The 23,303-nt window shown below is 44.1% G+C and carries 26 protein-coding genes; 10 read left to right on the top strand and 16 right to left on the bottom strand.

Translation table 11 applies throughout. The features are described 5' to 3' along the window. Positions 1-81: 81 nt before the first annotated feature. Positions 82-1,107: an asparaginase gene (gene ansA, locus QV280_RS08015; protein WP_023405641.1), complete on the top strand. Its 1,026-nt coding sequence runs from the start codon at positions 82-84 to the stop codon at positions 1,105-1,107. A 225-nt stretch (positions 1,108-1,332) separates the two neighbouring features. On the opposite strand, the gene QV280_RS08020 is transcribed toward ansA, so the two are convergent. Together QV280_RS08020 and msrB are read right to left on the bottom strand one after the other, a co-directional pair. Continuing rightward, positions 1,333-1,638, bottom strand: a complete 306-nt coding sequence (locus QV280_RS08020) for a YeaC family protein (protein ID WP_152819730.1) — start codon at positions 1,636-1,638, stop codon at positions 1,333-1,335. 46 nt (positions 1,639-1,684) lie between these two features. Further along, positions 1,685-2,098 (bottom strand): peptide-methionine (R)-S-oxide reductase MsrB, encoded by a 414-nt coding sequence (gene msrB / locus QV280_RS08025; protein ID WP_152819729.1) that lies wholly within the window; start codon positions 2,096-2,098, stop codon positions 1,685-1,687. A 326-nt stretch (positions 2,099-2,424) separates the two neighbouring features. Here msrB and gap point away from each other — a divergent pair, with 326 nt between their 5' ends. The 6 genes from gap to QV280_RS08055 all read left to right on the top strand — a co-directional run bounded on the left by gap (position 2,425) and on the right by QV280_RS08055 (position 7,681). After that, complete coding sequence (gap, locus tag QV280_RS08030; protein WP_021712662.1) at positions 2,425-3,420, top strand: type I glyceraldehyde-3-phosphate dehydrogenase; 996 nt, start codon at positions 2,425-2,427, stop codon at positions 3,418-3,420. A 146-nt stretch (positions 3,421-3,566) separates the two neighbouring features. Next, on the top strand, positions 3,567-4,451 hold the full coding sequence (locus tag QV280_RS08035) for a D-hexose-6-phosphate mutarotase (protein WP_152819728.1): 885 nt from the start codon (positions 3,567-3,569) through the stop codon (positions 4,449-4,451). Between the two features lie 295 nt (positions 4,452-4,746). Next, the gene (gene rlmA, locus QV280_RS08040; protein ID WP_152819727.1) at positions 4,747-5,583 is read left to right on the top strand and encodes a 23S rRNA (guanine(745)-N(1))-methyltransferase; all 837 of its coding nucleotides are present in this window, start codon (positions 4,747-4,749) and stop codon (positions 5,581-5,583) included. 17 nt (positions 5,584-5,600) lie between these two features. After that, complete coding sequence (locus tag QV280_RS08045; RefSeq protein WP_253912501.1) at positions 5,601-6,569, top strand: ChaN family lipoprotein; 969 nt, start codon at positions 5,601-5,603, stop codon at positions 6,567-6,569. Positions 6,570-6,994: 425 nt separating this feature from the next. Next, positions 6,995-7,162, top strand: a complete 168-nt coding sequence (locus QV280_RS08050) for a hypothetical protein (RefSeq protein WP_172972779.1) — start codon at positions 6,995-6,997, stop codon at positions 7,160-7,162. Between the two features lie 3 nt (positions 7,163-7,165). After that, positions 7,166-7,681, top strand: coding sequence for a hypothetical protein (locus QV280_RS08055; RefSeq protein WP_152819726.1), 516 nt, complete (start codon positions 7,166-7,168; stop codon positions 7,679-7,681). Positions 7,682-7,690: 9 nt separating this feature from the next. Here QV280_RS08055 and QV280_RS08060 read toward each other — a convergent pair whose 3' ends face one another. Both QV280_RS08060 and QV280_RS08065 read right to left on the bottom strand, forming a co-directional pair. Next, positions 7,691-8,143 (bottom strand): hypothetical protein, encoded by a 453-nt coding sequence (locus QV280_RS08060; protein WP_152819725.1) that lies wholly within the window; start codon positions 8,141-8,143, stop codon positions 7,691-7,693. 544 nt (positions 8,144-8,687) lie between these two features. Continuing rightward, the gene (locus QV280_RS08065; protein WP_152819946.1) at positions 8,688-9,128 is read right to left on the bottom strand and encodes a YcgN family cysteine cluster protein; all 441 of its coding nucleotides are present in this window, start codon (positions 9,126-9,128) and stop codon (positions 8,688-8,690) included. A 175-nt stretch (positions 9,129-9,303) separates the two neighbouring features. Here QV280_RS08065 and QV280_RS08070 point away from each other — a divergent pair, with 175 nt between their 5' ends. Together QV280_RS08070 and aqpZ are read left to right on the top strand one after the other, a co-directional pair. After that, on the top strand, positions 9,304-9,555 hold the full coding sequence (locus QV280_RS08070; RefSeq protein ID WP_152819724.1) for a YkgJ family cysteine cluster protein: 252 nt from the start codon (positions 9,304-9,306) through the stop codon (positions 9,553-9,555). Between the two features lie 84 nt (positions 9,556-9,639). After that, positions 9,640-10,323 (top strand): aquaporin Z, encoded by a 684-nt coding sequence (gene aqpZ / locus QV280_RS08075; RefSeq protein WP_023402781.1) that lies wholly within the window; start codon positions 9,640-9,642, stop codon positions 10,321-10,323. A 72-nt stretch (positions 10,324-10,395) separates the two neighbouring features. On the opposite strand, the gene recR is transcribed toward aqpZ, so the two are convergent. From recR to QV280_RS08105, 6 genes are all read right to left on the bottom strand, one after another. After that, on the bottom strand, positions 10,396-10,995 hold the full coding sequence (recR, locus tag QV280_RS08080) for a recombination mediator RecR (protein WP_023402780.1): 600 nt from the start codon (positions 10,993-10,995) through the stop codon (positions 10,396-10,398). 16 nt (positions 10,996-11,011) lie between these two features. Further along, a complete protein-coding gene (locus QV280_RS08085; RefSeq protein ID WP_021712651.1) occupies positions 11,012-11,341 on the bottom strand; it encodes a YbaB/EbfC family nucleoid-associated protein in 330 nt (109 codons plus the stop codon). A gap of 72 nt (positions 11,342-11,413) precedes the next feature. Beyond that, on the bottom strand, positions 11,414-13,570 hold the full coding sequence (gene dnaX, locus QV280_RS08090; protein WP_152819723.1) for a DNA polymerase III subunit gamma/tau: 2,157 nt from the start codon (positions 13,568-13,570) through the stop codon (positions 11,414-11,416). Positions 13,571-13,595: 25 nt separating this feature from the next. Continuing rightward, the gene (apt, locus tag QV280_RS08095) at positions 13,596-14,141 is read right to left on the bottom strand and encodes an adenine phosphoribosyltransferase (RefSeq protein ID WP_152819722.1); all 546 of its coding nucleotides are present in this window, start codon (positions 14,139-14,141) and stop codon (positions 13,596-13,598) included. A gap of 412 nt (positions 14,142-14,553) precedes the next feature. Beyond that, the gene (locus tag QV280_RS08100; protein WP_367869541.1) at positions 14,554-14,973 is read right to left on the bottom strand and encodes a YbaN family protein; all 420 of its coding nucleotides are present in this window, start codon (positions 14,971-14,973) and stop codon (positions 14,554-14,556) included. 74 nt (positions 14,974-15,047) lie between these two features. Further along, positions 15,048-16,118 (bottom strand): response regulator, encoded by a 1,071-nt coding sequence (locus QV280_RS08105; RefSeq protein ID WP_152819720.1) that lies wholly within the window; start codon positions 16,116-16,118, stop codon positions 15,048-15,050. Positions 16,119-16,336: 218 nt separating this feature from the next. Here QV280_RS08105 and QV280_RS08110 point away from each other — a divergent pair, with 218 nt between their 5' ends. Continuing rightward, positions 16,337-17,212: a LysR family transcriptional regulator gene (locus tag QV280_RS08110; protein ID WP_162890990.1), complete on the top strand. Its 876-nt coding sequence runs from the start codon at positions 16,337-16,339 to the stop codon at positions 17,210-17,212. A gap of 185 nt (positions 17,213-17,397) precedes the next feature. Here QV280_RS08110 and purF read toward each other — a convergent pair whose 3' ends face one another. From purF to truA, 6 genes are all read right to left on the bottom strand, one after another. Continuing rightward, entirely contained in the window at positions 17,398-18,915 is a 1,518-nt protein-coding gene (purF, locus tag QV280_RS08115) for an amidophosphoribosyltransferase (protein ID WP_023402774.1), read from the bottom strand. A gap of 21 nt (positions 18,916-18,936) precedes the next feature. Continuing rightward, entirely contained in the window at positions 18,937-19,434 is a 498-nt protein-coding gene (locus tag QV280_RS08120) for a CvpA family protein (protein WP_023402773.1), read from the bottom strand. A 63-nt stretch (positions 19,435-19,497) separates the two neighbouring features. Next, complete coding sequence (locus QV280_RS08125) at positions 19,498-20,112, bottom strand: SPOR domain-containing protein (protein WP_023402772.1); 615 nt, start codon at positions 20,110-20,112, stop codon at positions 19,498-19,500. Continuing rightward, complete coding sequence (gene folC / locus QV280_RS08130) at positions 20,102-21,376, bottom strand: bifunctional tetrahydrofolate synthase/dihydrofolate synthase (protein WP_152819719.1); 1,275 nt, start codon at positions 21,374-21,376, stop codon at positions 20,102-20,104. Before folC ends, QV280_RS08125 begins: the two co-directional genes overlap by 11 nt. A 41-nt stretch (positions 21,377-21,417) precedes the next feature. After that, positions 21,418-22,341, bottom strand: a complete 924-nt coding sequence (gene accD / locus QV280_RS08135) for an acetyl-CoA carboxylase, carboxyltransferase subunit beta (RefSeq protein WP_023402770.1) — start codon at positions 22,339-22,341, stop codon at positions 21,418-21,420. 174 nt (positions 22,342-22,515) lie between these two features. Then, on the bottom strand, positions 22,516-23,301 hold the full coding sequence (gene truA, locus QV280_RS08140) for a tRNA pseudouridine(38-40) synthase TruA (protein WP_023402769.1): 786 nt from the start codon (positions 23,299-23,301) through the stop codon (positions 22,516-22,518). Between the last annotated feature and the right edge of the window lie 2 nt (positions 23,302-23,303).

Below are 23,303 nucleotides of genomic sequence, written 5' to 3' on the forward strand. Positions count from 1 at the left end.
GCTTTTGAGCTCACATTGCTTGCTTGTTCAAATCCGCTATACTGCGCGTCATTCCGTTATCTGCAATGAGCGCCTGCATTTATGTCTCAAAATAGCACCCGTAAACACATCTATATCGCCTACACTGGCGGCACCATTGGTATGCAAAAATCAGGAAAAGGATACGTTCCTGTTGCCGGTTTTATGGAATCACAACTTGCAGGTATGCCCGAGTTTAATCGTCCAGAAATGCCACTTTATACCATTCATGAGTACGCACCTCTGATTGACTCTTCGGACATGACTCCGGCTGATTGGCAACAAATTGCCAATGACATTAAACAGAACTACGACAAATACGATGGCTTTGTGATTTTGCATGGTACAGACACCATGGCTTACACCGCCTCAGCGTTATCATTTATGTTTGAGAATTTGAGCAAACCAGTCATTGTCACTGGTTCACAAATTCCGTTGGCTGAATTGCGCTCAGATGGACAAGCTAACCTTTTAAACGCTTTACACATTGCCGCCAATTACCCAATTAATGAAGTAACGCTCTTCTTCAACAACCAATTGATGCGTGGCAATCGAAGCACTAAATCACACGCTGATGGTTTTTCGGCATTTACCTCGCCAAACTTACCGCCACTTTTGGAAGCCGGGATCAACATTCAAGTCAGCGCGCACGCGACCGTAGATGCTAAACCTGTCGGCGAATTCAAAGTGCATACTATTACCCCGCAACCTATTGGGGTTATCACTATGTATCCGGGTATTTCGCATGAGGTGATTCGCAATACGCTAAGACAACCGGTCAATGCGATGATTCTACTCACCTTTGGCGTGGGTAATGCACCGCAAAATCCTGAGCTATTAGGTCATCTAAAAGAAGCCTCTGAGCGTGGCGTCATTGTGGTTAACCTAACTCAGTGTTTGGCAGGTAAAGTGAATATGGGCGGTTACGCTACAGGCTGCGCCTTAGCCGATGCTGGTGTAATCAGTGGTTATGACATGACACCTGAAGCGGCGCTTGCCAAACTGCACTTTTTGCTTAGCCAAGGGCTGGCTTACGAAGAGATAAAAACGCAAATGCATCGTGTATTGCGTGGTGAAATGAGCCTGTAATAGAGCGAATTTCACTCAATTTCTGGGTGTAAAACAAGCTCCCAGACACACAGTGCAGACTCGAGAGTCGATTAATGGCCCCAAATAGGCTCGACTCTCGCGTTATTAAACAAATCCTTACAATTTGTACCGATAAGGCTATTTTTTAGTTTAGATGGCTATAATTAGGCTAAACGGGTGCGAAAATGAGGGTAAATACCCAGTATTTGCCACTAAACTTTAGATTCAATCGAGTTTTATTGTCGTGATCGTTTCCTGCTCATTAAACTGACGTTTTAGCTCACTTTTCGACTTGAAACTTATCTCACCACCCGCTGCGACCGTCATGTGCTGGGCATCGATATTATACTTACTTTGATACAGCATAATGGCCTGCTGACAATAAGCTCGCTGCTCTTCACTCAAAATAGTGCCTTCTGGCCAACGCCCTGTTTCTACAGCAAAAGTTAACCTTTGATACGCTTGTGGTGTGATCGCATCCACCATCTGTTGCACGCTTGGCTTTTCTTGATTCGATTTCTCTTGCTTCATAATTTCCCTCTAAAGTTGTCCACGCTCACTCCTATCGGCGAAACGCTTAATCCTTATCATTCCCTGTATTGTTAAATTTCAAAGAGACTGAATTAACACAATATCGTTCACCCGTAGTCTCAGGGCCGTCGGTGAATACATGTCCAAGGTGGCTATCACATTCGGCACAACGTATCTCGACACGCTTCATACCAAAGCTATTGTCCTCGATATAGCGAATCGCCTCGTTTGAGATTGGCGCATCAAAACTTGGCCAACCACAACCAGAATCGTATTTATTGTCTGACTTAAACAATACCGACTGACAGCAGGTACATAGGTATTCACCCGACGCTCTATTGTGTAATAGCTTGCCACTATAAGGGGCTTCAGTGCCCTTCTCTCGACAAACTCTGTACTCTTCCTTGCTTAATTTTTGACGCCATTCTTGCTCGGTCGGCGTGTTGTTTCTGTTGCTCAAATCGCGTCCTACTATGTTTAATGAAATTTATGTTTTGAACACTTGCCTCACGTCGTGTTGTAGCACATACTTCCCTCCACTTATGTGAAATAGTTAGTAATTTGCGTTTCAAGATGATGTTTTGTAGCGCAACGCACATTTTTTTGGTACACCACCATCAAATAAGTGCAATAAATCACCATCTGCAATCATATGAACGATAAGATCGTATTTTTTTTTGACTTTAAACAAAATAAACTTGATTATCTATTGCGGAAGGAAACTGAGTTTTGTAACTTCAATACCAGTTTATAATTAATCTAAAATAAGTTGTGGAGCAACTATCAATGACTATCAAAGTAGGTATTAACGGTTTTGGCCGTATCGGCCGTTTCGTATTCCGTGCAGCTCAAGAACGTAACGACATCGAAGTAGTAGGTATTAACGACCTAATCGACGTAGATTACATGGCTTACATGCTAAAATACGACTCAACTCACGGTCGCTTTAACGGCACTGTTGAAGTTAAAGACGGTAACCTAATCGTAAACGGCAACACTGTACGTGTTACTGCTGAGCGCAACCCAGAAGACCTTAAGTGGAACGAAATCGGTGTTGACGTTGTTGCTGAAGCAACTGGTCTTTTCCTAACTGACGAGACTGCACGTAAACACATCACTGCAGGCGCTAAGAAAGTTGTTCTAACTGGTCCTTCAAAAGACGCTACTCCAATGTTCGTTAACGGCGTTAACTTCGACACTTACGCTGGTCAAGACATCGTTTCTAACGCTTCTTGTACTACTAACTGTCTAGCACCTATCGCTAAAGTTCTTAACGACACATTCGGTATCGAATCTGGTCTTATGACTACAGTTCACGCAACTACAGCAACTCAAAAAACTGTAGATGGTCCTTCTGCTAAAGACTGGCGTGGTGGTCGTGGTGCTTCTCAGAACATCATCCCATCTTCAACTGGTGCTGCTAAAGCTGTAGGCGTTGTACTTCCTGAAGTAAACGGCAAACTAACTGGTATGGCTTTCCGCGTACCAACTGCTAACGTTTCTGTAGTTGACCTAACAGTTAACCTAAAAACAGGTGCTTCTTACGAAACTATCTGTGCAGCAATGAAAGAAGCTTCTGAAGGCGCTCTTAAAGGCGTTCTTGGTTACACTGAAGATGCAGTTGTTTCTCAAGACTTCATCGGCGAAACTTGTACTTCAGTATTTGATGCTAAAGCTGGTATCGCTCTAACTGATAACTTCGTTAAAGTTGTATCTTGGTACGATAACGAAATCGGTTACTCAAACAAAGTTCTAGACCTAATCGCTCACATCTCTAAGTAAGCATTAGTTAAGAAATTTGCATAAGGCGGCTCTCGAGTCGCCTTTTTTTGTCAATTTTTAGGGCAAAAGAACATTTGCTAGTTCAACGCAGAACTTGAGCAGTTGAATCCGCAAACCTCGATATGCCCTTTTTGTGAGAACTTAATATGGACGTATATCAACTCCCTGCGGTGACAGTACTTTCCGACAACGTCACTATTGCTCAGCACGAGCAGCTTAAAATCGTTCGCGTGATCCATGAAAAAGCACGCGCAGCAATCACCCTTCACGGCGGTCACGTCATCTCTTATATTCCACAAGGCCAGCAAGACGTTATCTGGATGAGCGAACAAGCTAATTTTGATGGCAAAGCAGCCCTTCGTGGTGGGATCCCTGTATGTTGGCCATGGTTTGGCCGAGTAGCCGCGCCTGCACATGGCTTTGCACGCACCGCGCAATGGCAACTCATCGAACATCGTGAAAATGACAATGGCGTTATTGTTAGTCTTGGTCTTAACGCTAGCGAAGAGACTAAAGCCATATGGCCACATCAATTTGAAGCTGTGCTTAACGTAGAGGTGGGTGACGAGCTTAAAGTAAGCTTGGTTATGACCAATACCGACAGCGCCGACTGGCGCTTCTCTGCGGCGCTTCACACCTATCTTAATATCTCAGATATTGCGAAGGTAGAAACCCGAGGCATGGGCCCTGAATACATCGATAGCTTAAACGATGCGGCGCTAACCCAAGGCGAAGATGTGTTGACTCTGACCGATACTATCGATCGCGTTTACACTCAGCCTAAACCATTAATTACTCTAAGCGACCCTGATTTTAAACGCGATATCATCGTAGAAAATCAAGGCGCAAACTCAGCAGTAATTTGGAACCCTTGGGCCGACGGCGCCAAAGGTATGGGCGATATGCAAGATGACGGCTACAAAACTTTCCTTTGTATTGAGTCGAGCCATCATGCACCTAGCCTAGAAGCGGGCACAGTGGTGAAAGCCGGTGATAGCTACACCTTGTCGACAACGATTCGCTGTCAATAAGCTGTTATACCAATCACACTAAGTAAGTGATCAGAACTAGCGCAGGAAAAATGCTCGAGAACAAGTCAGAATTTTTCGATAAGTAGTTATTCTACAATCAAAAATTCTAACGCCGTTATCGAGCATTTTAACAAGCTAGAATGACCAGTTATTTAGTACGATATGGTATTAAGTGGCTTCAGCTCTATAATTGGAGCCACTTTCCTCTCTATTTTATCTGCACACTTTGTATAACCGTTGTCTCGCTCACCAATTACGACTACTATCTGCTTAACATTTTTTGACTCCAGTGATTATGATTTACGCCTGCCCTCTTTGCTCACAGCCTTTAACGTTAGATTCTCGAACCTTTAAGTGCTCAAACAACCACATGTTCGACAAAGCCAAAGAAGGTTACGTAAACCTAATGCCTGCGCACCATAAGCATTCAAAAAACCCCGGTGACAGCAAAGAGATGATGCAATCTCGTCGTGCTTTCCTAGAGTCTGGGCACTACCAAAAACTGCAACAACAACTGGCGAATACCGTGCAGCAGTCCATCGCAAATTCTATAGGAAATCCCTTAGAAAATAGCCAACAGCCGACTATCCTAGATATTGGTTGCGGTGAGGGATATTACACCAATGAAATAGCGAATGTTTTAGGCGAGAGTGCGCAAGTTTACGGCTTAGATATCGCAAAAGTAGCAGTACGCTATGCCTCAAAACGTTATGCCAATTGCCACTTTAGCGTTGCCTCTAGCTATAAACTGCCGTTCAACGATCACAGCTTGGATGCCATCGTCAAAGTGTATGCGCCAAGCAAACAAGAAGAACTATTGCGTTGTCTAAAGCCAGGCGGAGTTTTAGTGACCGTCACTCCGGGCGCTAGACACCTGTATCAGCTTAGAGAGCGTATTTATCAAGAAGTGCGCTTACATGAAGAACAAGCGGATGAATTTGCAGGGCTAGAATTGATTGAACAAGCTAAACTCAATTATTCAATGCAACTTGTCGAAGGGCAAGCGTTTGAACTACTGCAAATGACGCCATTTGCTTGGAAAGCATCGACCGAATTACAAGCTGAGCTAAAACAGTGTGCCAGTTTTGACTGTGAAGCCGATTTTAATATTCAAACCTATCGAGTCATTTAATTTATGGGAGAGTAGAAATGCGCATTCAAATGTTAAGTGTACTTCTGCTCTTCGCTTTACCCATATCAGTGGCCAACTCGTCAGCCAGCAACCCCGCCTCCCCAATTCTCAACTTTTACGATTATCAGCTGTATTCCGCTAGCACCAAAGAAGCGCCACAAACAACACTAAAACCATTAACTGCCCTTCCCAGTGACATCATTAATGCTGATGTTGTGTTAGTGGGTGAATGGCACAGTCATTCTGCAATACACAGATTTCAAGCCGAGCTTTACCAGAAATTGCTTGAGCACAACACCCAGGTCGCTGTTTCGATGGAGCAATTTAGTCGACCAGTGCAAAACACACTCGATCAATATCTTAAAGGAGAGATAGGTGAATTAGCATTGATTGCGCATGCCAAAGCATGGCCTAACTACAGCAGTGATTATCGCGCTCTTGTAGAACAAGCTAAGTCGGCAAGTATGCCGGTCATTGCCGCGAATGCCCCTCGAGAAATAGTGCGATGTCTTGGGCAAGTCGGTGTCGGTTATCTTGAGAGTTTAAATGCAGAGCAGCGCCAAAACGTCGCCACCAATTTAGATATCACAGATAGGCCGTATAAAGACAATTTCAAACAGGCCATGCAAGGTGTTGAGAAAGCAAGTGTGGAGAAAATGTATGCCGCACAGGTAGCGTGGGATGAAACCATGGCCGAAAGTATCGCCATGCACCACGCCCAATACCCCCACCAGCAAATACTGCATATTGCCGGAAAATTTCACGTTGAAAATGGAATGGGTATCGCCTATTCACTGCATCAACGCGCCCCTAAACTGAAAATCGTATTGATCACTCCGGTAGCATCGTTGGATGAACCATTGGGCATGAGCCAATACTCAGAGTATCGCCTACTGGTATTACCCTTGCCTACACAAGTGATAAATACTCATGAGCATGGCAGCTTTAGTCATTCACACTCAAGTAGTCAATCTGATTGTCAGTAGCGGTTAGGATGATTCACATAAAAGAACTAGCAAAAAGCTGGCGTCTATACGCCTATATCAAAACGGAGTCCTAATCCCGGCACTGAATTTTCCCAGTACATTAGCAGGTAGCCGATATGTTCTATAATAGTCAATGAGATATAAGGATATTGAGTTGCATTGGTGTTTATTGGTGTACATTGATTGGATTCTTATACACTAACCATTGCTGCAATGATTAAGGTTTAGTAGGATGACAATAAATATATTATTTACCTAACAACTAGCGCAACGAAACCACCATGTTTTGTTGCGCTTTTCGCGTAGTCAGTTTTGGAGTATTAAATGGCTGTTTTTATATTAACTTCTGCATCAAAAATCAGCCTTAGATAACACATAATGGTACCTACACTCTTACTAATCACAACAAGCTAAATGGAGGCTATATGAGCAGTACGGCAGCTAAAGCAAACGCCGCCATGATGAGTGGCAAGAAACTATCTTCTTACGACTTACCTCAAGATGTAAAACGTAGTATCGTTGCGCGTCGTTACTCTCAAAAAGAGATTAACGAACGCTTCAAAGCTTACCGAGCATCGAAGGTGGGTTGCTAACTAATGTGGAAACACAATACCTTTGGTGACATCATTGAAGAAGAGGGCGATTTTGTAGGCTACGTGGCTTACGCCCTCTACAAAGAACAAAAAGTGAAATGGATTCACGCTTACAAAGAGAAAACTGGTGAGTTTCCAACCCCTACCCAAATAGAAGTCTACTTCAACACATTCCATTCATCGCAAGATTGTATTGATAAATTCAGAGAAGATGCTGAACGTATGCTCAATGAATATATCTACTTCTCATTTTCTGAAGAATTAGAAGCTTACCAAGAATCTGTAAAGGATGAAGCTATAGTGCAGGCTGTTCATAAACCATTTTGGACTGGTGTAAAAGAAAATGTTGTTGCTGGTATCGTGGCGTCTGTTATCACTGGTGCAATTTCGATTGGACTTTGGCTTCACTCAGAAATGAAATCGGCAGAGCGACGAGCTGAACTTTTCGAGAGAATACCAGTTTCACACGAAGTGAAAGAGTTTCTAATTGAAGCCGACTCCCCCTCAAAAAAAGATTAACGACCTTTTTCACGCTAACGGCCAATCGCTTTCCAATTCAGGGAAGAACAAAAGGTCTGGTTGTTGATATTCATCGTTATCAATCTCTGGTTGGGAAAATGTTTCGTCCCAACCTGTAACATTCATCCAATTCATGTCCTCTGCAGGTGAATGGTTCATCTCTACCAGTTGTGTTGGGCGAGTATTGCCGCTTTCATCCACTTCTGCGAAGCGAAGTCGAATACTCTTGTTGTTATCTACTCGTATTGAACTGCCTTTTAACAGTGCATTTAACGTAACGTCGTCAATATTGGGCGGGCCATTGTGCGTAATTTCCCCTGGAGCGATAAGCCTTGCCAGCTGATTACCAATCTGTCCTACGGCAAGCTCCGTACAGTTATTGATAGGACTCAGAGAGGAGCCAGGGCTCCAAAAAAGCAGTCGCTTCGCACCCAAAGCCGTTACTTGACCTCTGTGAGTCAAGGCTTGCGGTTGGTACTATCATCCACACCTTGGTGCGGGTTTTCACGGTTTTCGTGGGTGTGCTAAAGCCTTCTATCTTCCCTACGTCTTCGCCATGCGGTGACGCAAATGGCAATACTTCGTATGAATTTCTAATAACAAGATCGTCACGCTTAACCAGTGGACCGCCTTGCCCCATGATGTAGCCTTGCTAATAACCGTTATCGGTGGCAATTAAAGTGTCAGAAATGCGACATCTTCATTTTTAAATCTGGCTTGGTAGTTGTTGCCTATCACTTCAAGCGGTTCACTATTGCTGATTAATTTACTTGGTTTAATGGGGACAACGAGATCATGCTATAGCATTGAGCAAATGGTTAGCAAGTCCATGCGCTACGCTCACCTAGCCCCTGATCACCTAGAAGATGTAATCACAAAAAAAACCACTATCGAACCTCTAAATGTCGCCACTAAAATGGCGACAACATGGCGGCATATTTTCGTAATATAGGGTGCTATTGGTGTTTATTGATAAACCCACAAGCCCCGCCATGCCTTGATATGCCTATCCCCTGCCAGGGTGATTCAAAATGTGGTCTTCCCAATCCACAACATCAATCTCATACACCACTTTATTACGCACACTTTCACCTGCGGCGTGCATGGCAGATTTTGAGCCTGTGATTAATGGGTGCCATGATGGCAGTGATTTACCTTCGGAAAATAAGCGGTAAGCGCAGGTTTCTGGCAGCCAGTGGAATTCATGGATCTTGTCACGGGTCAGTTTTAGGCACTCTTCGCCGGACTCAAAACGATTTGGGTAATCTTTACAGCCACAGGTTTTACTGTTGAGCCAGCTGCACGCGACATTGGTGTAATACACTTCGTCGCTGTCTTCATCCATTAATTTGTGCAGACAACATTTACCACAGCCATCACAAAGAGCTTCCCATTCTTGTTCGCTCATTTGTTCTAGGGTTTTTGTTTGCCAAAATGGAGAAGTCATCATTAATTTACCGTCGTGAACTTGGAGGCGTTTTATACCTATTTGACGCCTAAAATACAAGCAAAAGCGATAATCAAGGGCTTACAAGTCTCGTTTGCACGGTTTAAGTAAAACTTCTTTCAATCTTGATAAATATGTTGATAATCCTCTCTTTGAATTTTTGAGACCAAATTGTATGGAATGTCGACTATATTGCGGGGCGTGCTGTATTGCACCGAGTATCTCTAGTAGTTTCCCGCTACACCCGCATGGGAAAAAAGCAGGTGAACGTTGTAAGCAACTCACCGATGACAATCTATGCAAGCTATTTGGTAAAGAAGAACGTCCTGATGTTTGCCATGATTTCAAGGCTGCAAAATGGGTTTGCGGTGAAGACTCCAAACAAGCTATTGAGATCCTTACAGAACTTGAATACATTACCGCCTGAATAAATATCCACGGAAACTTTGCCTATATGGCAAATAGCGTATATTTTTATTTTCAGAACTCAACTAGATTCAAAGGACGTTTTATGAACAAGTACATGGCCGAGCTAATTGGCACATTTTGGTTAGTGCTAGGCGGTTGTGGTAGTGCTGTATTGGCGGCTGGCATTCCAGATTTAGGTATTGGATACCTAGGTGTCGCTCTTGCATTCGGTTTAACTGTGGTGACTATGGCGTTTGCTATTGGCCATATTTCAGGTTGTCACCTAAACCCTGCAATTACTATTGGGCTTTGGGCAGGCGGTCGTCATGAAGCTAAAGAGGTGATTCCTTATATCGTTGCTCAAGTGATTGGTGGCATCATTGCAGGTGGCGTTTTATACATCATTGCCACTGGTAAAGCGGGCGCGGATATCGGTAGCTTTGCAACCAATGGTTATGGAGAGCACTCTCCGCACGGCTATAGCATGCTAGCGGCACTGGTAACTGAAATCACCCTAACGGCGGTATTCTTGTTTGTCATTATGGGCGCAACGGATAAACGTGCTGCAGCAGGTTTTGCACCACTGGCCATTGGTCTTTGCCTAACCTTAATCCACCTTATCAGTATTCCAGTAACGAACACATCGGTTAACCCAGCTCGTAGTACAGCGGTTGCGGTGTATGTAGGTGATTACGCCCTTAGCCAATTATGGCTATTCTGGGTTGCCCCTATTATCGGTGGCATTATCGGTGCTCTCGTATATAAAACTGTAGTTGGAAAAGAATAATTATTTCAATCGTATCGATATAAAAAAGGCCGTTTAGTTAAAAACTAAATGGCCTTTTTATTGGTTCATCTGTTACAGCTTATGTCGCCCTAAAAGAGAGTGCGAAAGCGTCGTGCCATCTACCAAATCTAGCTCTCCACCAACAGGGACACCGTGCGCGATGCGCGATGCGCCCACTTGATGAATATGGCAGAGCTCAGCGATATATTGCGCCGTAGCCTCACCTTCAACTGTTGGGTTAGTGGCTAGAATCACTTCTTTGATTTCGCCTTCTTGCAGCTTAAAATCCAGCTTATCTAAGCCAATATCACTAGGCCCGATACCGTCAAGCGGTGAAAGATGGCCCATCAGCACAAAATACAATCCTGAATACTGACCGGTTGCTTCTACTGCCGCAATATCCGCAGGACTTTCTACCACACATATTTGTCCGGTTTGCTGTCTTTTAGGGTTACTACAAATATGACAAACGTCATTTTCAGTAAAAGTACGGCATTCGCCACAGTGACCCACTTCAGTCATTGCTTGACTGAGTGCATCGGCAAGCTTTACCCCGCCGCTTCGGTCTCTTTGCAATAAATGAAAGGCCATACGCTGCGCCGACTTGGGACCTACCCCAGGTAGACAACGTAAGGCCTCCATCAATTGTTCCAGCATATTACTGGTACGCATTGAATTTAATTCTGCGTTAGAACGGCATTTTCATGCCTGGTGGTAGTTGCATACCGCCAGTCACACCCGCCATTTTTTCTTTTTGAGTCTCTTCAACACGACGTGCTGCATCGTTAAATGCTGCTGCAATCAAGTCTTCAAGCATCTCTTTGTCGTCTTCCATCAAGCTTTCATCAATGTCGACACGACGTACGTTATGGCTGCCTGTAATGGTTACTTTTACCAGACCTGCGCCTGATTCACCAGTCACTTCCATTTGCGCGATTTCTTCTTGAAGTTTCGCCATACGATCTTGCATTTGCTGGGCTTGCTTCATTAGGTTGCCCATACCGCCTTTTCCAAACATTCTGAATCTCTCTTTGATATCGGTATTGATAATTACTATTAAAAGTGGGGGCTATTCTACCCCATTTCAACCCTAAATTGGGCGAACACTCTCTCTATCAAGCTCAGCTGAAAAGCGAGCTTCAATAAATTTGATGTGCTCGTCATTTTCTAAACTTTCAAACGCCTTTTCTAGCTTGGCATGATACAAAATTTCACGCAGTTCAAGTGGTGTTTGACCTTGCTCGTCTACCTGAACGCTAATAGCACGCTGTTGCCCTGTCACAGCAGTTAGTGCTGACGCGAGTTCGTGGCGTGACTTCTCACTATCAAGGTGTTTTTGACTTGCTCTTAAATGTAGCACTATGCCACTGTCATTTTCTTCATAATGAGAATTTAAGGCCAATTGTTCGACCAGTTTTGCGGTGTTCAATTTGGCAATCAGTGCGCTCCAACTGTCTTTTTCTACAGACTCATTAAGCAGCTTCTCCACCATTTCGGGTGTTTTTTCATGCTCTAAGGCTTTTTTGAGTAAAGCAGGCGTTAAGCTCGGCTTTTTTTCCTCTGGCTGAAAGGTTTCTGATGCTTGCCATTGATACGGCTGATTACTGGTATCCACTTGTGGCTGCAACACTGACTGTGACGGTGCTTTAGGCGGGTGTTGTTGTGTCACACGCTGTAAAACACTTTCTTTTTTGCTGGTCGGTGTTGCTTCACCCTTTTTTACGTTGCTATCACCTTGTGTCGATGATTTGCTTTGTCGTTTAGAGCGAAGTTGATGACGAAGGCCAACCAGTGGGTTTTTTGTCCCTTCACTAGCAGGCTGATTTGGTTCATTGTAACTCGCGCTAGATGCGTTAGTTTGTGCGACATTCGCTGGAGCCATATTGGTTGAAGACAAGCCCTGTGGGCTTGTTTGTTCATTAGGCACACTGCGCGCTACATGAGACGCTTGCTCCTGTGTATTGGGCGCATGAGGCGCTCTGTCAGCCATTGGGCTTGTAGCAGGCTTAGGCGTTACCGCAGGTGCTTGCTCCATCGCTTTTTTGGCTTGTTGTATTGGAGAAGGTCTTTCCATCGCCGGAGCAACATCAACAATCGGCAGTGACTGTAACGGCGCAGCAGGTGCATGACTTACTGTGGAAATGGTATTGGCCGTTGGTTTTCCCGCAGGACTAAACGCAAGCATGCGCAATAGGGTCATTTCTACGCCAGCACGCTCCGTTGGGGCAATGGATAACTCTTTGCGTCCCTTCAAAGCAATTTGGTAATACAGCTGAACATCTTGCGGAGATATTTCTGCCGCTAGGTGCTGTACTCGCTCTGCATCTAAATGAGAGGCATCCAAAGTAGCAGGTAGAGCTTGATACATGGCAATGCGATGCAACTGCATAGAAAGCTTTTGTAGCAACCCATCCCAGTCAACGCCATTGTTTGCCAGTTGTTCTAGGGCATCTAGGCTTACTGATGCTTGGCGCTTAATAATGGCTTCAATAAGGTACAGGGCTTGTTCACTGTCTAGCGTGCCGAGCATTCTTGATACTTGCTCGGTAACCACCGAACCATTGCCAAGAGCAATAGCTTGATCCGACAAACTTAGTGCATCACGCATACTGCCATCAGCGGCATGCGCAAGCATACCCAGCGCACGCTCTTCTCGCGCTACGCCTTCTTGTTCCAGTACATGGTCCAATTGCTGCTGAATATTTTCAACGCTAATCGGCTTCAAATGAAACTGCAGACAGCGAGATAAAATAGTGACTGGCAGTTTTTGTGGATCTGTGGTCGCTAACAGGAACTTCACATACTCAGGTGGCTCTTCGAGCGTTTTAAGTAGCGCATTGAAACTGTGCTTAGACAACATGTGTACTTCATCGATCAGGTACACTTTAAAGCGCCCCCGAGCCGGTTTGTATTGTACGTTATCCAAAAGATCGCGAGTGTCTTCAACCTTAGTTCGAGACGCTGCATCTATCTCTAGCAAATCAACAAAACGTCCCTGATCGATTTCGATACAGCTCTGACATTGACCGCATGGCGTAGAAGTAATGCCTGTTTCGCAATTCAAGCCTTTGGCAAGCAAGCGACCTATGGTCGTTTTACCTACGCCGCGAGTACCGCTTAATAAATAAGCATGGTGAAGTCGATTCTGATCAAGAGCATTTTCTAACGCCGTTAAAACGTGCTCTTGTCCAACAACTTCCTTAAATTGCTTAGGTCGCCACTTACGCGCTAACGCTAAATAACTCATTAATTATCCTGATAGGGCTTGTAAATTAGTGTCCGTCAAACTCACATAGGCTGAATACTTCAATGCCCATTTTTTCGATACGTTTATCACCGCCAATTTCTGGAAGGTTGATAACAAAAGCCGCATGTTCTACCACGCCGCCTAGTTGACGAATCAGCTTAGTGGTCGCTTCAATCGTGCCACCCGTGGCAAGTAAATCGTCCACCACCAACACTTTGTCGCCTTCAACAATCGCATCGGTATGAATTTCTAATACGTCTGTGCCGTATTCTAATTCATAAGATTGAGAAATCGTTTCTCTTGGCAATTTACCTGGCTTACGCACTGGCACAAAACCAATGCCTAGTTCTAGCGCTAAAGGAGCACCAAACAAGAAGCCGCGGGCTTCTGTACCAACAATTTTAGTAAAACCCATACCTTGATAACGTTCGATGAACATTTCAATAGTGGCTTTATAAGCGGTGGCGTCTTCCATCAGACTGGTGACATCACGGAACAAGATGCCTGGTTTTGGGTAATCAGTGATACTTTTAATACTTGCTTTAACCAAAGCTTGCTTTTCAATATTCATAGTTATTCTTACTGTCTGTCTCAGTGCCTAACCGTAACAATCATCTAAATTCACATTTTGTTCGAGTCATAGTATTAACCAAACCCTATTGCGATTCAGTCATGCTCTAACGTATTAATTAGCTGTGTTGATTTAGATTTACGATTAGGTTGGGTTAATTGATATCAATCCAATGCAAGGTTAATTATTACTCAATCAGATTGATATTATACCAATCGTACTAAATAACTGGTCATTCTAGCTTGTTAAAATGCTCGATAACGGCGTTAGAATTTTTGATTGTAGAATCACTACTTATCGAAAAATTCTGCCTTGTTCTCGAGCATTTTTCCTGCACTAGCTCTGATCACTTACTTTAGTGTGATTGGTATTAGTGGAAGTCATATTAGTGAGTTTATCAATTTTGAGCAAGTTACTCTTTGGGGTAACTCAAGTTTTCATTGCTTGATGGCTCAGGGGCATTCGGTAATCGCCTGATCATAAGGAATAATACCAGCATAAGCACTAGCAGCATCCCTTTAATCCACACGATAGGTGCCAAATAAATAGAGAAGGAGAAGCTGATTAACATCATTAAGTAGGCTTTTCGCTTAATAGAAGGTCGCATGCTTCTATTTTGCTGCCAATTGTCAATCATAGGTCCAAAGGTTGGGTGCGCCCTTAGCTTTCGATTGAGGCGCGGAGAGGCCCTCATAAAGCAGGCGCTCGCCAATAACACAAACGGCGTAGTTGGCAAAAGAGGCAGTACAATCCCTAGGATACCCAATAGCAGGCTCAGTACCCCAACGCCGATTAAAAAAACTCTTTTTATAGAGGTCCCTGCACTATTCACCAAGTTTATGTCCGCGTTAACTCAAAGCATTAAGCGGAAGAGTATCTGAAGTCGCCGGAAAAAAGAAGCAGATCCTATGACTCTTTTCCTTCGATAACAATTTGACAGTTAGCGTGAGGTAAGCCGCTCAATCTGAATGTATTTTTCCCCGTTCGCGATAGTGACAGAGACTGCTGAACAAAAGCGCCTTCTTCTCCTAAGCTAATTTGTGAAGACAGTGGCATCAGCTTGCCTTGAGTGTCAGGCGCACTCCATACGCCATCCAGTCCTGCATTAAGCAGTTGCAACTCTTGATTGGGAAAGTTTGCCAAACCGATAATGGCATTAATTGGTTCACCGTATTCCGCGTAACGAATACCTTTATTTAATGTGCTGACCAGATCTTGAATATGGAACACCTGCCCTTCTTGACTGCGGATATAATCATTAAACAAGGCTCTGATTAACAAAGTGGTTGAAACTCCATATTGCTCACTAGAATCGGTATCTAAAATATAAAATAAGAACTGACCATTCATGCTCCACGCGTAATCGTAGACCAAAGGCATGCTTTCCAGACTTTGTAACACGCGAAAATGGCAATCCCATACCCCTTGGCTGGTTTTCGCTTCCGGTACCAGTGCTTGCAATAATTCTCGAGAAATAGCCGGATGATTGTGCAGATACTCCAAATGCCAATGCAATTCTTGATCTTCAGGCAATTCGCCTTGCTGATTTAACTGAAACCATTGACTGGTGAAATCTCGACCAACATCCACGGAATCTCTGGCTTCCAGCAGGGTACTTTCGACCGTTTTGAGTAAATGAGTAGGATTTACTATCGGCTTAGTAACAAAATCTTTAATTCCAAACTTGAGGGCTTTGGCAACAACTGATATTTTGTCGGTGCCGGAAATAACGATCATTGGCAAAGACGGGTATTGGTGACTGACCTCTTCGACAAATTCAATTCCATCTAGTACAGGCATTTCTATGTCACAAATCACTAGATCTGGAACTTTTTTAGCCAGATGTTGCAATCCAACCAGACCATTATCTGCTTCAAAGACGCGATAATTTTTTGCCTTTAATAGCGAGCTTACTAATTTCCTAAATACGATGTCGTCATCTAGGATTAGTACATCTCCGGCTTGTTTTTCAATCATTTGCGGTTCCACTACTATGCTTTGTACGTGCACTTTACGCTCTTTAAGTCTACCTATTTAGCTATAACATTAGATGTCCGTTGAAATAATAACAAAGATAAATGACTTATTTTAACGACAAATTGTGTAAACTGATTGATAATAAACACTTAATCACCTGGCCCATTGGGTTTACCCCCTCATATAAGTGAGTGCATATCTAGATCATGAAAGACACAATGAAACTTGATGACCTCAATCTGTTCCGCCAAGTCGTGGAGCATGGAAGCTATACAGCTACGTCACGCGCAACTCGAATTCCGGTTGCAACTATCACTAGACGCATACAAGCATTAGAAGATGCTATCGACTTACGACTGTTGAACAGACATGCTCGCAAATTGACGCTAACAGAAGCAGGACAACGCTTTTATGAGCAATGTGGTCCATTACTCAAACAACTCTCTAGTTCTGCTGTAGAGCTTGGTGAAGAGTGCAGAGGAGCCGCAGGTCGCCTACGTGTTTCTTCTCCGGCAAACTTAACTAAGCGTATGTTAATGCCTCTTATTGAAGGGTTCATGACCACTTACCCTGATATTCAAATAGATCTTAACATGACCAACAGAGCGGATGAGCTTGACCCAACAGAATGGGACATGATTTTCCGAGTAGGTCCACAGCGCGATTCAAACCTAATCGCAAGAAAGCTAACCGAAGTAAAAGATATTTTAGTAGCAAGCCCTGACTACCTAAAATCGAACACCGCTTCTTTGCAGCACGCGGAAGATCTTTCTGGTCACTCTTTGCTAAAAGGCTTGCCTTTGACTCATTGGTCTCTTGTGAACGTTCATGGTGAAACGGTAGTGAACAAAGAGAAAGGCAAGTTAGAAGCTTCCGATCTTAACGTGGTACGACACGCTTGTTCTTGTGGCGTAGGTATTGCTCTGGTTCCTGATGTTATGGTTGACCATCACATCGCAAATGGCGGCCTTGTACAAGTGCTTCCAGAATGGACAGCGAACCCTCGTGATATCTTTATGCTGTACAACCATAAAGACCATATCCCTGAGAAAACACGTTTGTTCATCGATTACATCAGAGATTACTTCAATTAATTGTCCGCGATGAAGTTCCATCTTCATCACAGCGGATATTGAATCACCACTGATATAAAAAGGCTCAGCAATGCACAATTGCTGAGCCTTTTTGTTATCAGGCATTCTCTATCAAACATAAAAAAACCAGCAGCCTAAGCCACTGGTTTATGATTCTGTTTACTAATCTTAGAAAATGAAAGAGCTTAAGCGCCTTCGTTATACATTTCCAAGTTCGCAAGATCTTGGGCAATGTTTTGCTCAAGTTTGGCATCATCTGAACGAAGTGAATCTAGGAAATCCAGATACTTCTGATCCACATCACCAGTCACGTATTGACCACTAAATACCGATGTTTCAAAAGTACTGATATCAGGGTTACCATGACCAACAGCCGATACTAGATCTTCAATTGATTGGAACATCAAGCCATCAGCGCCAATCAGTGCGGCAATTTCGTCAACTTCACGTCCGTGCGCAATTAATTCATTAGCACTTGGCATGTCGATGCCATACACGTTAGGGAAACGAACTTCAGGAGCGGCTGATACGATGTAAACCTTGTTTGCACCAGAATCACGCGCCATTTCGATAATTTGCTCAGAGGTCGTACCGCGAACAATTGAGTCATCAACAAGTAATACGTTTTTGCCTTTGAACTCAGAGCGAATCGCATTCAGCTTACGACGTACTGATTTCTTACGTTGTTGCTGACCTGGCATGATAAAGGTACGGCCAACGTAGCGGTTTTTCACAAAACCTTGGCGGTATGGTTTATCAATGATTTGTGCAATTTGCAGTGCAATATCACACGATGTTTCTGGGATTGGAATAACCACATCGATATCCAAATCATCCCATTCGCGTTTGATTTTCTCACCCAATTTGTTACCCATTTCAACACGAGCACTGTAAACAGAAATCTTGTCGATAAATGAATCTGGACGAGCAAAGTAAACGAATTCAAAGATACATGGGTTTAATTGTGGATTCTCTGCACACTGCTGAGTATACAGTTGACCATCAAATGTAATGTAAACCGCTTCACCAGGAGCCACATCACGCATGAAGTCAAAGCCTACCGCATCTAATGCTACAGACTCAGAAGCCACCATGTACTCAGTGCCACCTTCCACTTCTCGTTTGCCTAAGCAAAGAGGACGAATGCCGTTTGGATCGCGAAAAGCCACCATGCCATGACCGATGATCATTGCTGTAACCGCGTACGCACCACGAATGGTTTTGTGTACACGCTCTACCGCATCAAACACGTCTTTCTCAGTAATATTAAAAGTTTTGGTCATATCAATGTTATGAGCCAATACGTTCAATAGGACTTCTGAATCAGAAGTGGTGTTTACGTGACGACGGTCTTTCTCAAACAGGTTCTGACGTACTTCGGCAGCGTTGGTAAGGTTACCATTGTGCGCGAGCGTAATACCAAAAGGTGAGTTTACGTAGAAAGGTTGAGCTTCTGAAGCACTTGAGCTTCCTGCGGTTGGGTAGCGAACATGCCCAATTCCCACGTTACCTTGTAAGCGTTGCATGTGTTTTACTTCAAACACATCCTTAACCAAGCCGTTCGCTTTACGTAGACGAAAACGATTGCTATTTATGGTAACAATACCCGCTGCATCTTGCCCACGATGCTGCAAAACCGTAAGCGCATCATAAATCGATTGATTAACAGGAGTTGTGCCTACAATTCCAACAATACCACACATGTCTAAACCCTCAGTATTGGTTTAAGCTTTACCCACGCCGGATAAAAAGCTTGACGTTTCTTTAAGATGTTCGAAAAACGGTGCGATCAGACGACTAAACTCTGGAATCAACTGCGATTGGCGCCACCAGTCGGCATTTGAAAGACTGGTGAATGCATCCATAAAGAACAGTACGGCAGCGACGATGAGTACGCCACGTAAAGTACCAAATACGACTCCAAGCACGCGATCTGTACCTGACAAACCGGTCTTCTGTACTAATTGAGCGATGGTGTAATTGATAACAGCACCAACAATCAATGTTGCCACAAACAGAGCGGCTACTGCGGCCCCATTTCGAATCATATTGTCTTGGATGTTTGTAAAGTACACCGCGAGTTTTGTGTAATATTGACTGGCAATAAAAAAGGCGCCAAACCAAATCACTAAAGACAGGGCTTCCTTAACAAAACCTCGTACCAAGCTGATCAGCGCAGATAAGCCGATCACACCTAAAATAGTAAAATCTATCCAATTCATGAGCTTTACTTCCTCATGCTGGCGCGCATTCTAACAGAAAAATGCGCGACGCAAACGTTTTCTTTATGGTTTTAGTGGCTTAAATGTCTGAATCTGACCATTTGCGCCAAGCAGTTTATTTAGTTTTGGTAGTTCCGCTTCCAGTTTTGAACGGGAAACATCTGGCCCTACAATTACGCGATAAAAGTTGTTCGCTTTCACCACACTGGCTCGATAACCGCTTTTTTGCAGATCTTTTGCCATCTTCTCGGCGTTTTCAGCATTTCTTAATGAAACCAGCTGAATAATCCATGCGCTGTCTTGATAGTGATTGCGTTCTACAACTTTATGCTCCTTCACTTTCACCACTTCTGGTTTATGTTTGGTTACATGTTTAGTTGTGTGCTTCGGCGCTGCTTTGGCTTCGTGCTTCACTTCAGCCACTTTATGGGCTTTCGGCGCGCTGTGATCAGGAATCACTTCTTCAACCGGTTCAGGTGGTAAAGAAACGTCTTCTTCGACAGGGTCAAGAACTTCAAACGATTCTACTTCTGACTCAAGTTGAGGTTTAATAGGAATAGCGACCGTTTCTTCTTGATAGTGCGATTTTTCACCGTCTAATATATCAGGAAGCACAATTACCCCTACTGCAACCAGTACTATGGTACCGACTAAGCGACTTTGAAATTTACTCGCCATTGTTTCTCCTTGTTTGCCAGTGCTCTAACACGGCCCCTACAGTAAAAAATGAACCCATGACGACGACAACGTCATCTTCGCCAGCATCGCTCAACGCCTGTTCAAAGGCCGCGACAGGGTTATCATAAGCTTTGGTGCCTTGAGCAAGGTATTGGCATAGCTCTTGTGCTGATGCCGCGCGTGGGCCTTCTAGAGAGGCTGGGTACCAATGCTCAGTGCAATCCGATAATGCATTCAGCGTCGATGCCACATCTTTGTCATGCAACATACCAATCACGGCGCGAATGATCTTTTGTGGGTAACGCAGCTGCAGTTGAGCCACTAAATATTGCGCGGAATGCGGATTGTGCGCGACATCCAAAATCACAGTAGGCTGTTGTGATAAAACCTGCATTCTTCCGGCTAATTGAGCCTTATTAAGCCCATTAACGATATTCACATCGGTCAGATCTAATTCAGAGACACCTAATGCCATCAATGCCGTGGCCGCATTAGCCAGTGGCAAGTTTGGTTTAGGTAGGTCTTTAACATCAAAACTGCCCGATTGCCAATCCCACAGTGTGCCGTGTTCTTGATATGAATACTGGTAGCCCACTTGGTACAACTTGGCGCCAATGTCATCAGCGTGCGCGGCAACGGTCATCGGTGCATCGGGTTGACCACAAATCGCCGGTTTGCCAGAGCGGAAGATGCCCGCTTTCTCAAAACCAATCACATTAATGTCATCCCCAAGCCAATCAACGTGATCAATGGCAAGGCTAGTAATCACACTCACGTCATGATCAACAATGTTCGTGGCATCTAAGCGTCCGCCTAACCCTACTTCCAGCAGTACCACATCCACTTTTTGTTCTTGGAACAAGTGCAAAGCCGCTAGTGTCGCGTATTCAAAGAAACTTAAGCTAATTTCACCACGCAGTGCTTCAATGGCGCAAAATGCCGAGACGTGTTGCGCATCATCGAGGTCTTGCCCATTAATGCGGACGCGTTCGTTATAACGAATCAAATGCGGAGAGCTGTAAACACCGACGCTGTAACCGGCATCGAGCAATATGGCTTCCATGATGGCGCAAGTAGAACCTTTACCATTTGTTCCGGCAACGGTAATCACTTTAGGAGCAGGCTTCGTTAAGCTTGGAACCGCTTTTTGAGCAACTTGAGAAATGCGATCAAGACCAAGGTCAATAGCACTGGTATGAATGGATTGTAAATAATCAAGCCACACCTTAAGGGATGATGTGGCTTGTGGGATATATGGACTCATCAATCTATTAAACGCTAAAACTGTAGATAGTGAGTACTGTACTATTTTTCTGGCGCTACGGGTACTTCGTATTCAGCCTCTTTTGAGCCTTTATTCCCAGAAGTCGCTAAAGGTGTTGGATAATTAGTCATTTTTGCGACTAAGTTACCAACACACTGACGCATTTCACGACGGTCAACAATCATATCGATTGCGCCGTGCTCAAGTAAGAACTCACTGGTTTGGAAGCCTTCAGGTAAGTCTTCACGAACCGTTTGTTCGATTACGCGACGACCTGCAAAACCGATAACCGCACGCGGCTCACCGATGTTGATGTCACCTAGCATAGCAAAACTTGCTGAAACGCCACCCATAGTCGGATCGGTCATTACTGAGATAAACGGTAAACCTTTCTTAGAAAGACGCTCTAGTGCAGCACTGGTTTTAGCCATTTGCATCAAAGACATTAATGCCTCTTGCATGCGAGCACCGCCACTGGCAGAGAAACACACCATGCCACAGTTGTTTTCGATGGCAGCATCAACCGCGCGAACAAAACGTGCGCCCACAACCGAACCCATAGATCCGCCCATGAACTTAAATTCCATCGCACACGCCACGATAGGCATGTCGTTTAAAGTCCCTTTCATCGCAATCAAAGCATCTTTTTCGCCGCTGCTTTTTTGATAAGCAACGATACGATCTTTGTAACGCTTGGTGTCTTTAAATTTTAGTTTATCTTTAGGCTCTAATTCTGCGCCTAATTCTTCACGGCCGTCCGCATCTAAAAAGCTGTCAAGACGCATACGAGCAGAAATGCGCATGTGATGGTCACATTTAGGACACACTTCTAGGTTACGCTGCAGCTCAGCTTGGTATAAAACTTGTTCACAAGAGGTACATTTCGTCCATACACCTTCTGGAACGTTCGCCTTGCGAGACGGTGAAATACTGCTTTTATTGAAAATCTTCTCAAGCCAACTCATGAAAGACCTTTTTCATTAAGCTCTCGCCCCAAAGGCAAGAGGTTGATAATTTGCAAGGATTAAACCATAGATCTACTCAAGTGTAGATAAAAAACTGGTTGTACCTATCCTTTAATACTTAATTATGACAATAAAATGACGCCAAATTGATGCTAAATTTGCTTTTCGTTACATTTATTCAGGTAGAAACAACGGACCCATTGGATATTCTGGTATCGCAAATTCATCTGGGTAATCGACTCTCACCAAATATAATCCATGTGCTTTTGCCGTTGCACCTGCCAATGTGCGATTTTTCTGCGCTAACAACCACGCAATCCACTCAACAGGCTGTTCACCGCGCCCTACCACCAGCAAACTGCCGACAATATTTCGCACCATGTGGTGCACAAACGCATTCGCCTTAATATCCACTACGATATATTGGCTATGACGAGTAACGTCAATGTGCATCATATTACGAAATGGGCTTAGTGATTGGCAGTGAGCCGCTCTAAATGAACTGAAATCATTTTCGCCGAGTAGAGATTGCGCCGCTTGATGCATTTTTTCAACATCAAGGTCGCCGTGATAATGACTGACGCCTTTTGCCAAAATTGCAGGGCGTAATGAATGGTTGTAGATAACGTAGCGGTATCGTCTTGCGGTCGCGCTAAAACGAGCGTGAAAATCTTCTGAGACTTCAGTTGCCCAGCGCACCGCAATGTCGCTTGGCATATTGGCATTGACGCCCATTTGCCACGCTACCATTTTACGTGAAGCGGTAGTATCAAAATGGACTACTTGTCCGGTGCCGTGTACGCCCGCATCGGTACGACCGGCACATTGCACCTCTACTGGATGATTCGCTACTATCGATAATGCTTTTTCTAAACGCCCCTGAACAGAGTCAAAATCGTTTTGTCTTTGCCAGCCATAGTATTTTGCACCATCGTATTCGATGCCAAGTGCGATTCTCATCA

The organism is Vibrio sp. B1Z05 (assembly GCF_052955985.1).

What these genes read in the sequence shown, in the direction of transcription:
- apt (WP_152819722.1), bottom strand. Translation starts at nt 14,141, where the DNA reads ATGAATATTGAAAAGCAAGCTTTGGTTAAAGCAAGTATTAAAAGTATC.
- QV280_RS08070 (WP_152819724.1), top strand. Translation starts at nt 9,304, where the DNA reads ATGGAATGTCGACTATATTGCGGGGCGTGCTGTATTGCACCGAGTATC.
- aqpZ (WP_023402781.1), top strand. Translation starts at nt 9,640, where the DNA reads ATGAACAAGTACATGGCCGAGCTAATTGGCACATTTTGGTTAGTGCTA.
- truA (WP_023402769.1), bottom strand. Translation starts at nt 23,301, where the DNA reads ATGAGAATCGCACTTGGCATCGAATACGATGGTGCAAAATACTATGGC.
- QV280_RS08045 (WP_253912501.1), top strand. Translation starts at nt 5,601, where the DNA reads ATGCGCATTCAAATGTTAAGTGTACTTCTGCTCTTCGCTTTACCCATA.
- folC (WP_152819719.1), bottom strand. Translation starts at nt 21,376, where the DNA reads ATGAGTCCATATATCCCACAAGCCACATCATCCCTTAAGGTGTGGCTT.
- QV280_RS08110 (WP_162890990.1), top strand. Translation starts at nt 16,337, where the DNA reads ATGAAACTTGATGACCTCAATCTGTTCCGCCAAGTCGTGGAGCATGGA.
- QV280_RS08065 (WP_152819946.1), bottom strand. Translation starts at nt 9,128, where the DNA reads ATGACTTCTCCATTTTGGCAAACAAAAACCCTAGAACAAATGAGCGAA.
- QV280_RS08020 (WP_152819730.1), bottom strand. Translation starts at nt 1,638, where the DNA reads ATGAAGCAAGAGAAATCGAATCAAGAAAAGCCAAGCGTGCAACAGATG.
- accD (WP_023402770.1), bottom strand. Translation starts at nt 22,341, where the DNA reads ATGAGTTGGCTTGAGAAGATTTTCAATAAAAGCAGTATTTCACCGTCT.
- QV280_RS08125 (WP_023402772.1), bottom strand. Translation starts at nt 20,112, where the DNA reads ATGGCGAGTAAATTTCAAAGTCGCTTAGTCGGTACCATAGTACTGGTT.
- QV280_RS08055 (WP_152819726.1), top strand. Translation starts at nt 7,166, where the DNA reads ATGTGGAAACACAATACCTTTGGTGACATCATTGAAGAAGAGGGCGAT.
- QV280_RS08105 (WP_152819720.1), bottom strand. Translation starts at nt 16,118, where the DNA reads ATGATTGAAAAACAAGCCGGAGATGTACTAATCCTAGATGACGACATC.
- recR (WP_023402780.1), bottom strand. Translation starts at nt 10,995, where the DNA reads ATGCGTACCAGTAATATGCTGGAACAATTGATGGAGGCCTTACGTTGT.
- dnaX (WP_152819723.1), bottom strand. Translation starts at nt 13,570, where the DNA reads ATGAGTTATTTAGCGTTAGCGCGTAAGTGGCGACCTAAGCAATTTAAG.
- purF (WP_023402774.1), bottom strand. Translation starts at nt 18,915, where the DNA reads ATGTGTGGTATTGTTGGAATTGTAGGCACAACTCCTGTTAATCAATCG.
- QV280_RS08085 (WP_021712651.1), bottom strand. Translation starts at nt 11,341, where the DNA reads ATGTTTGGAAAAGGCGGTATGGGCAACCTAATGAAGCAAGCCCAGCAA.
- gap (WP_021712662.1), top strand. Translation starts at nt 2,425, where the DNA reads ATGACTATCAAAGTAGGTATTAACGGTTTTGGCCGTATCGGCCGTTTC.
- ansA (WP_023405641.1), top strand. Translation starts at nt 82, where the DNA reads ATGTCTCAAAATAGCACCCGTAAACACATCTATATCGCCTACACTGGC.
- QV280_RS08035 (WP_152819728.1), top strand. Translation starts at nt 3,567, where the DNA reads ATGGACGTATATCAACTCCCTGCGGTGACAGTACTTTCCGACAACGTC.
- QV280_RS08050 (WP_172972779.1), top strand. Translation starts at nt 6,995, where the DNA reads ATGAGCAGTACGGCAGCTAAAGCAAACGCCGCCATGATGAGTGGCAAG.
- QV280_RS08120 (WP_023402773.1), bottom strand. Translation starts at nt 19,434, where the DNA reads ATGAATTGGATAGATTTTACTATTTTAGGTGTGATCGGCTTATCTGCG.
- rlmA (WP_152819727.1), top strand. Translation starts at nt 4,747, where the DNA reads ATGATTTACGCCTGCCCTCTTTGCTCACAGCCTTTAACGTTAGATTCT.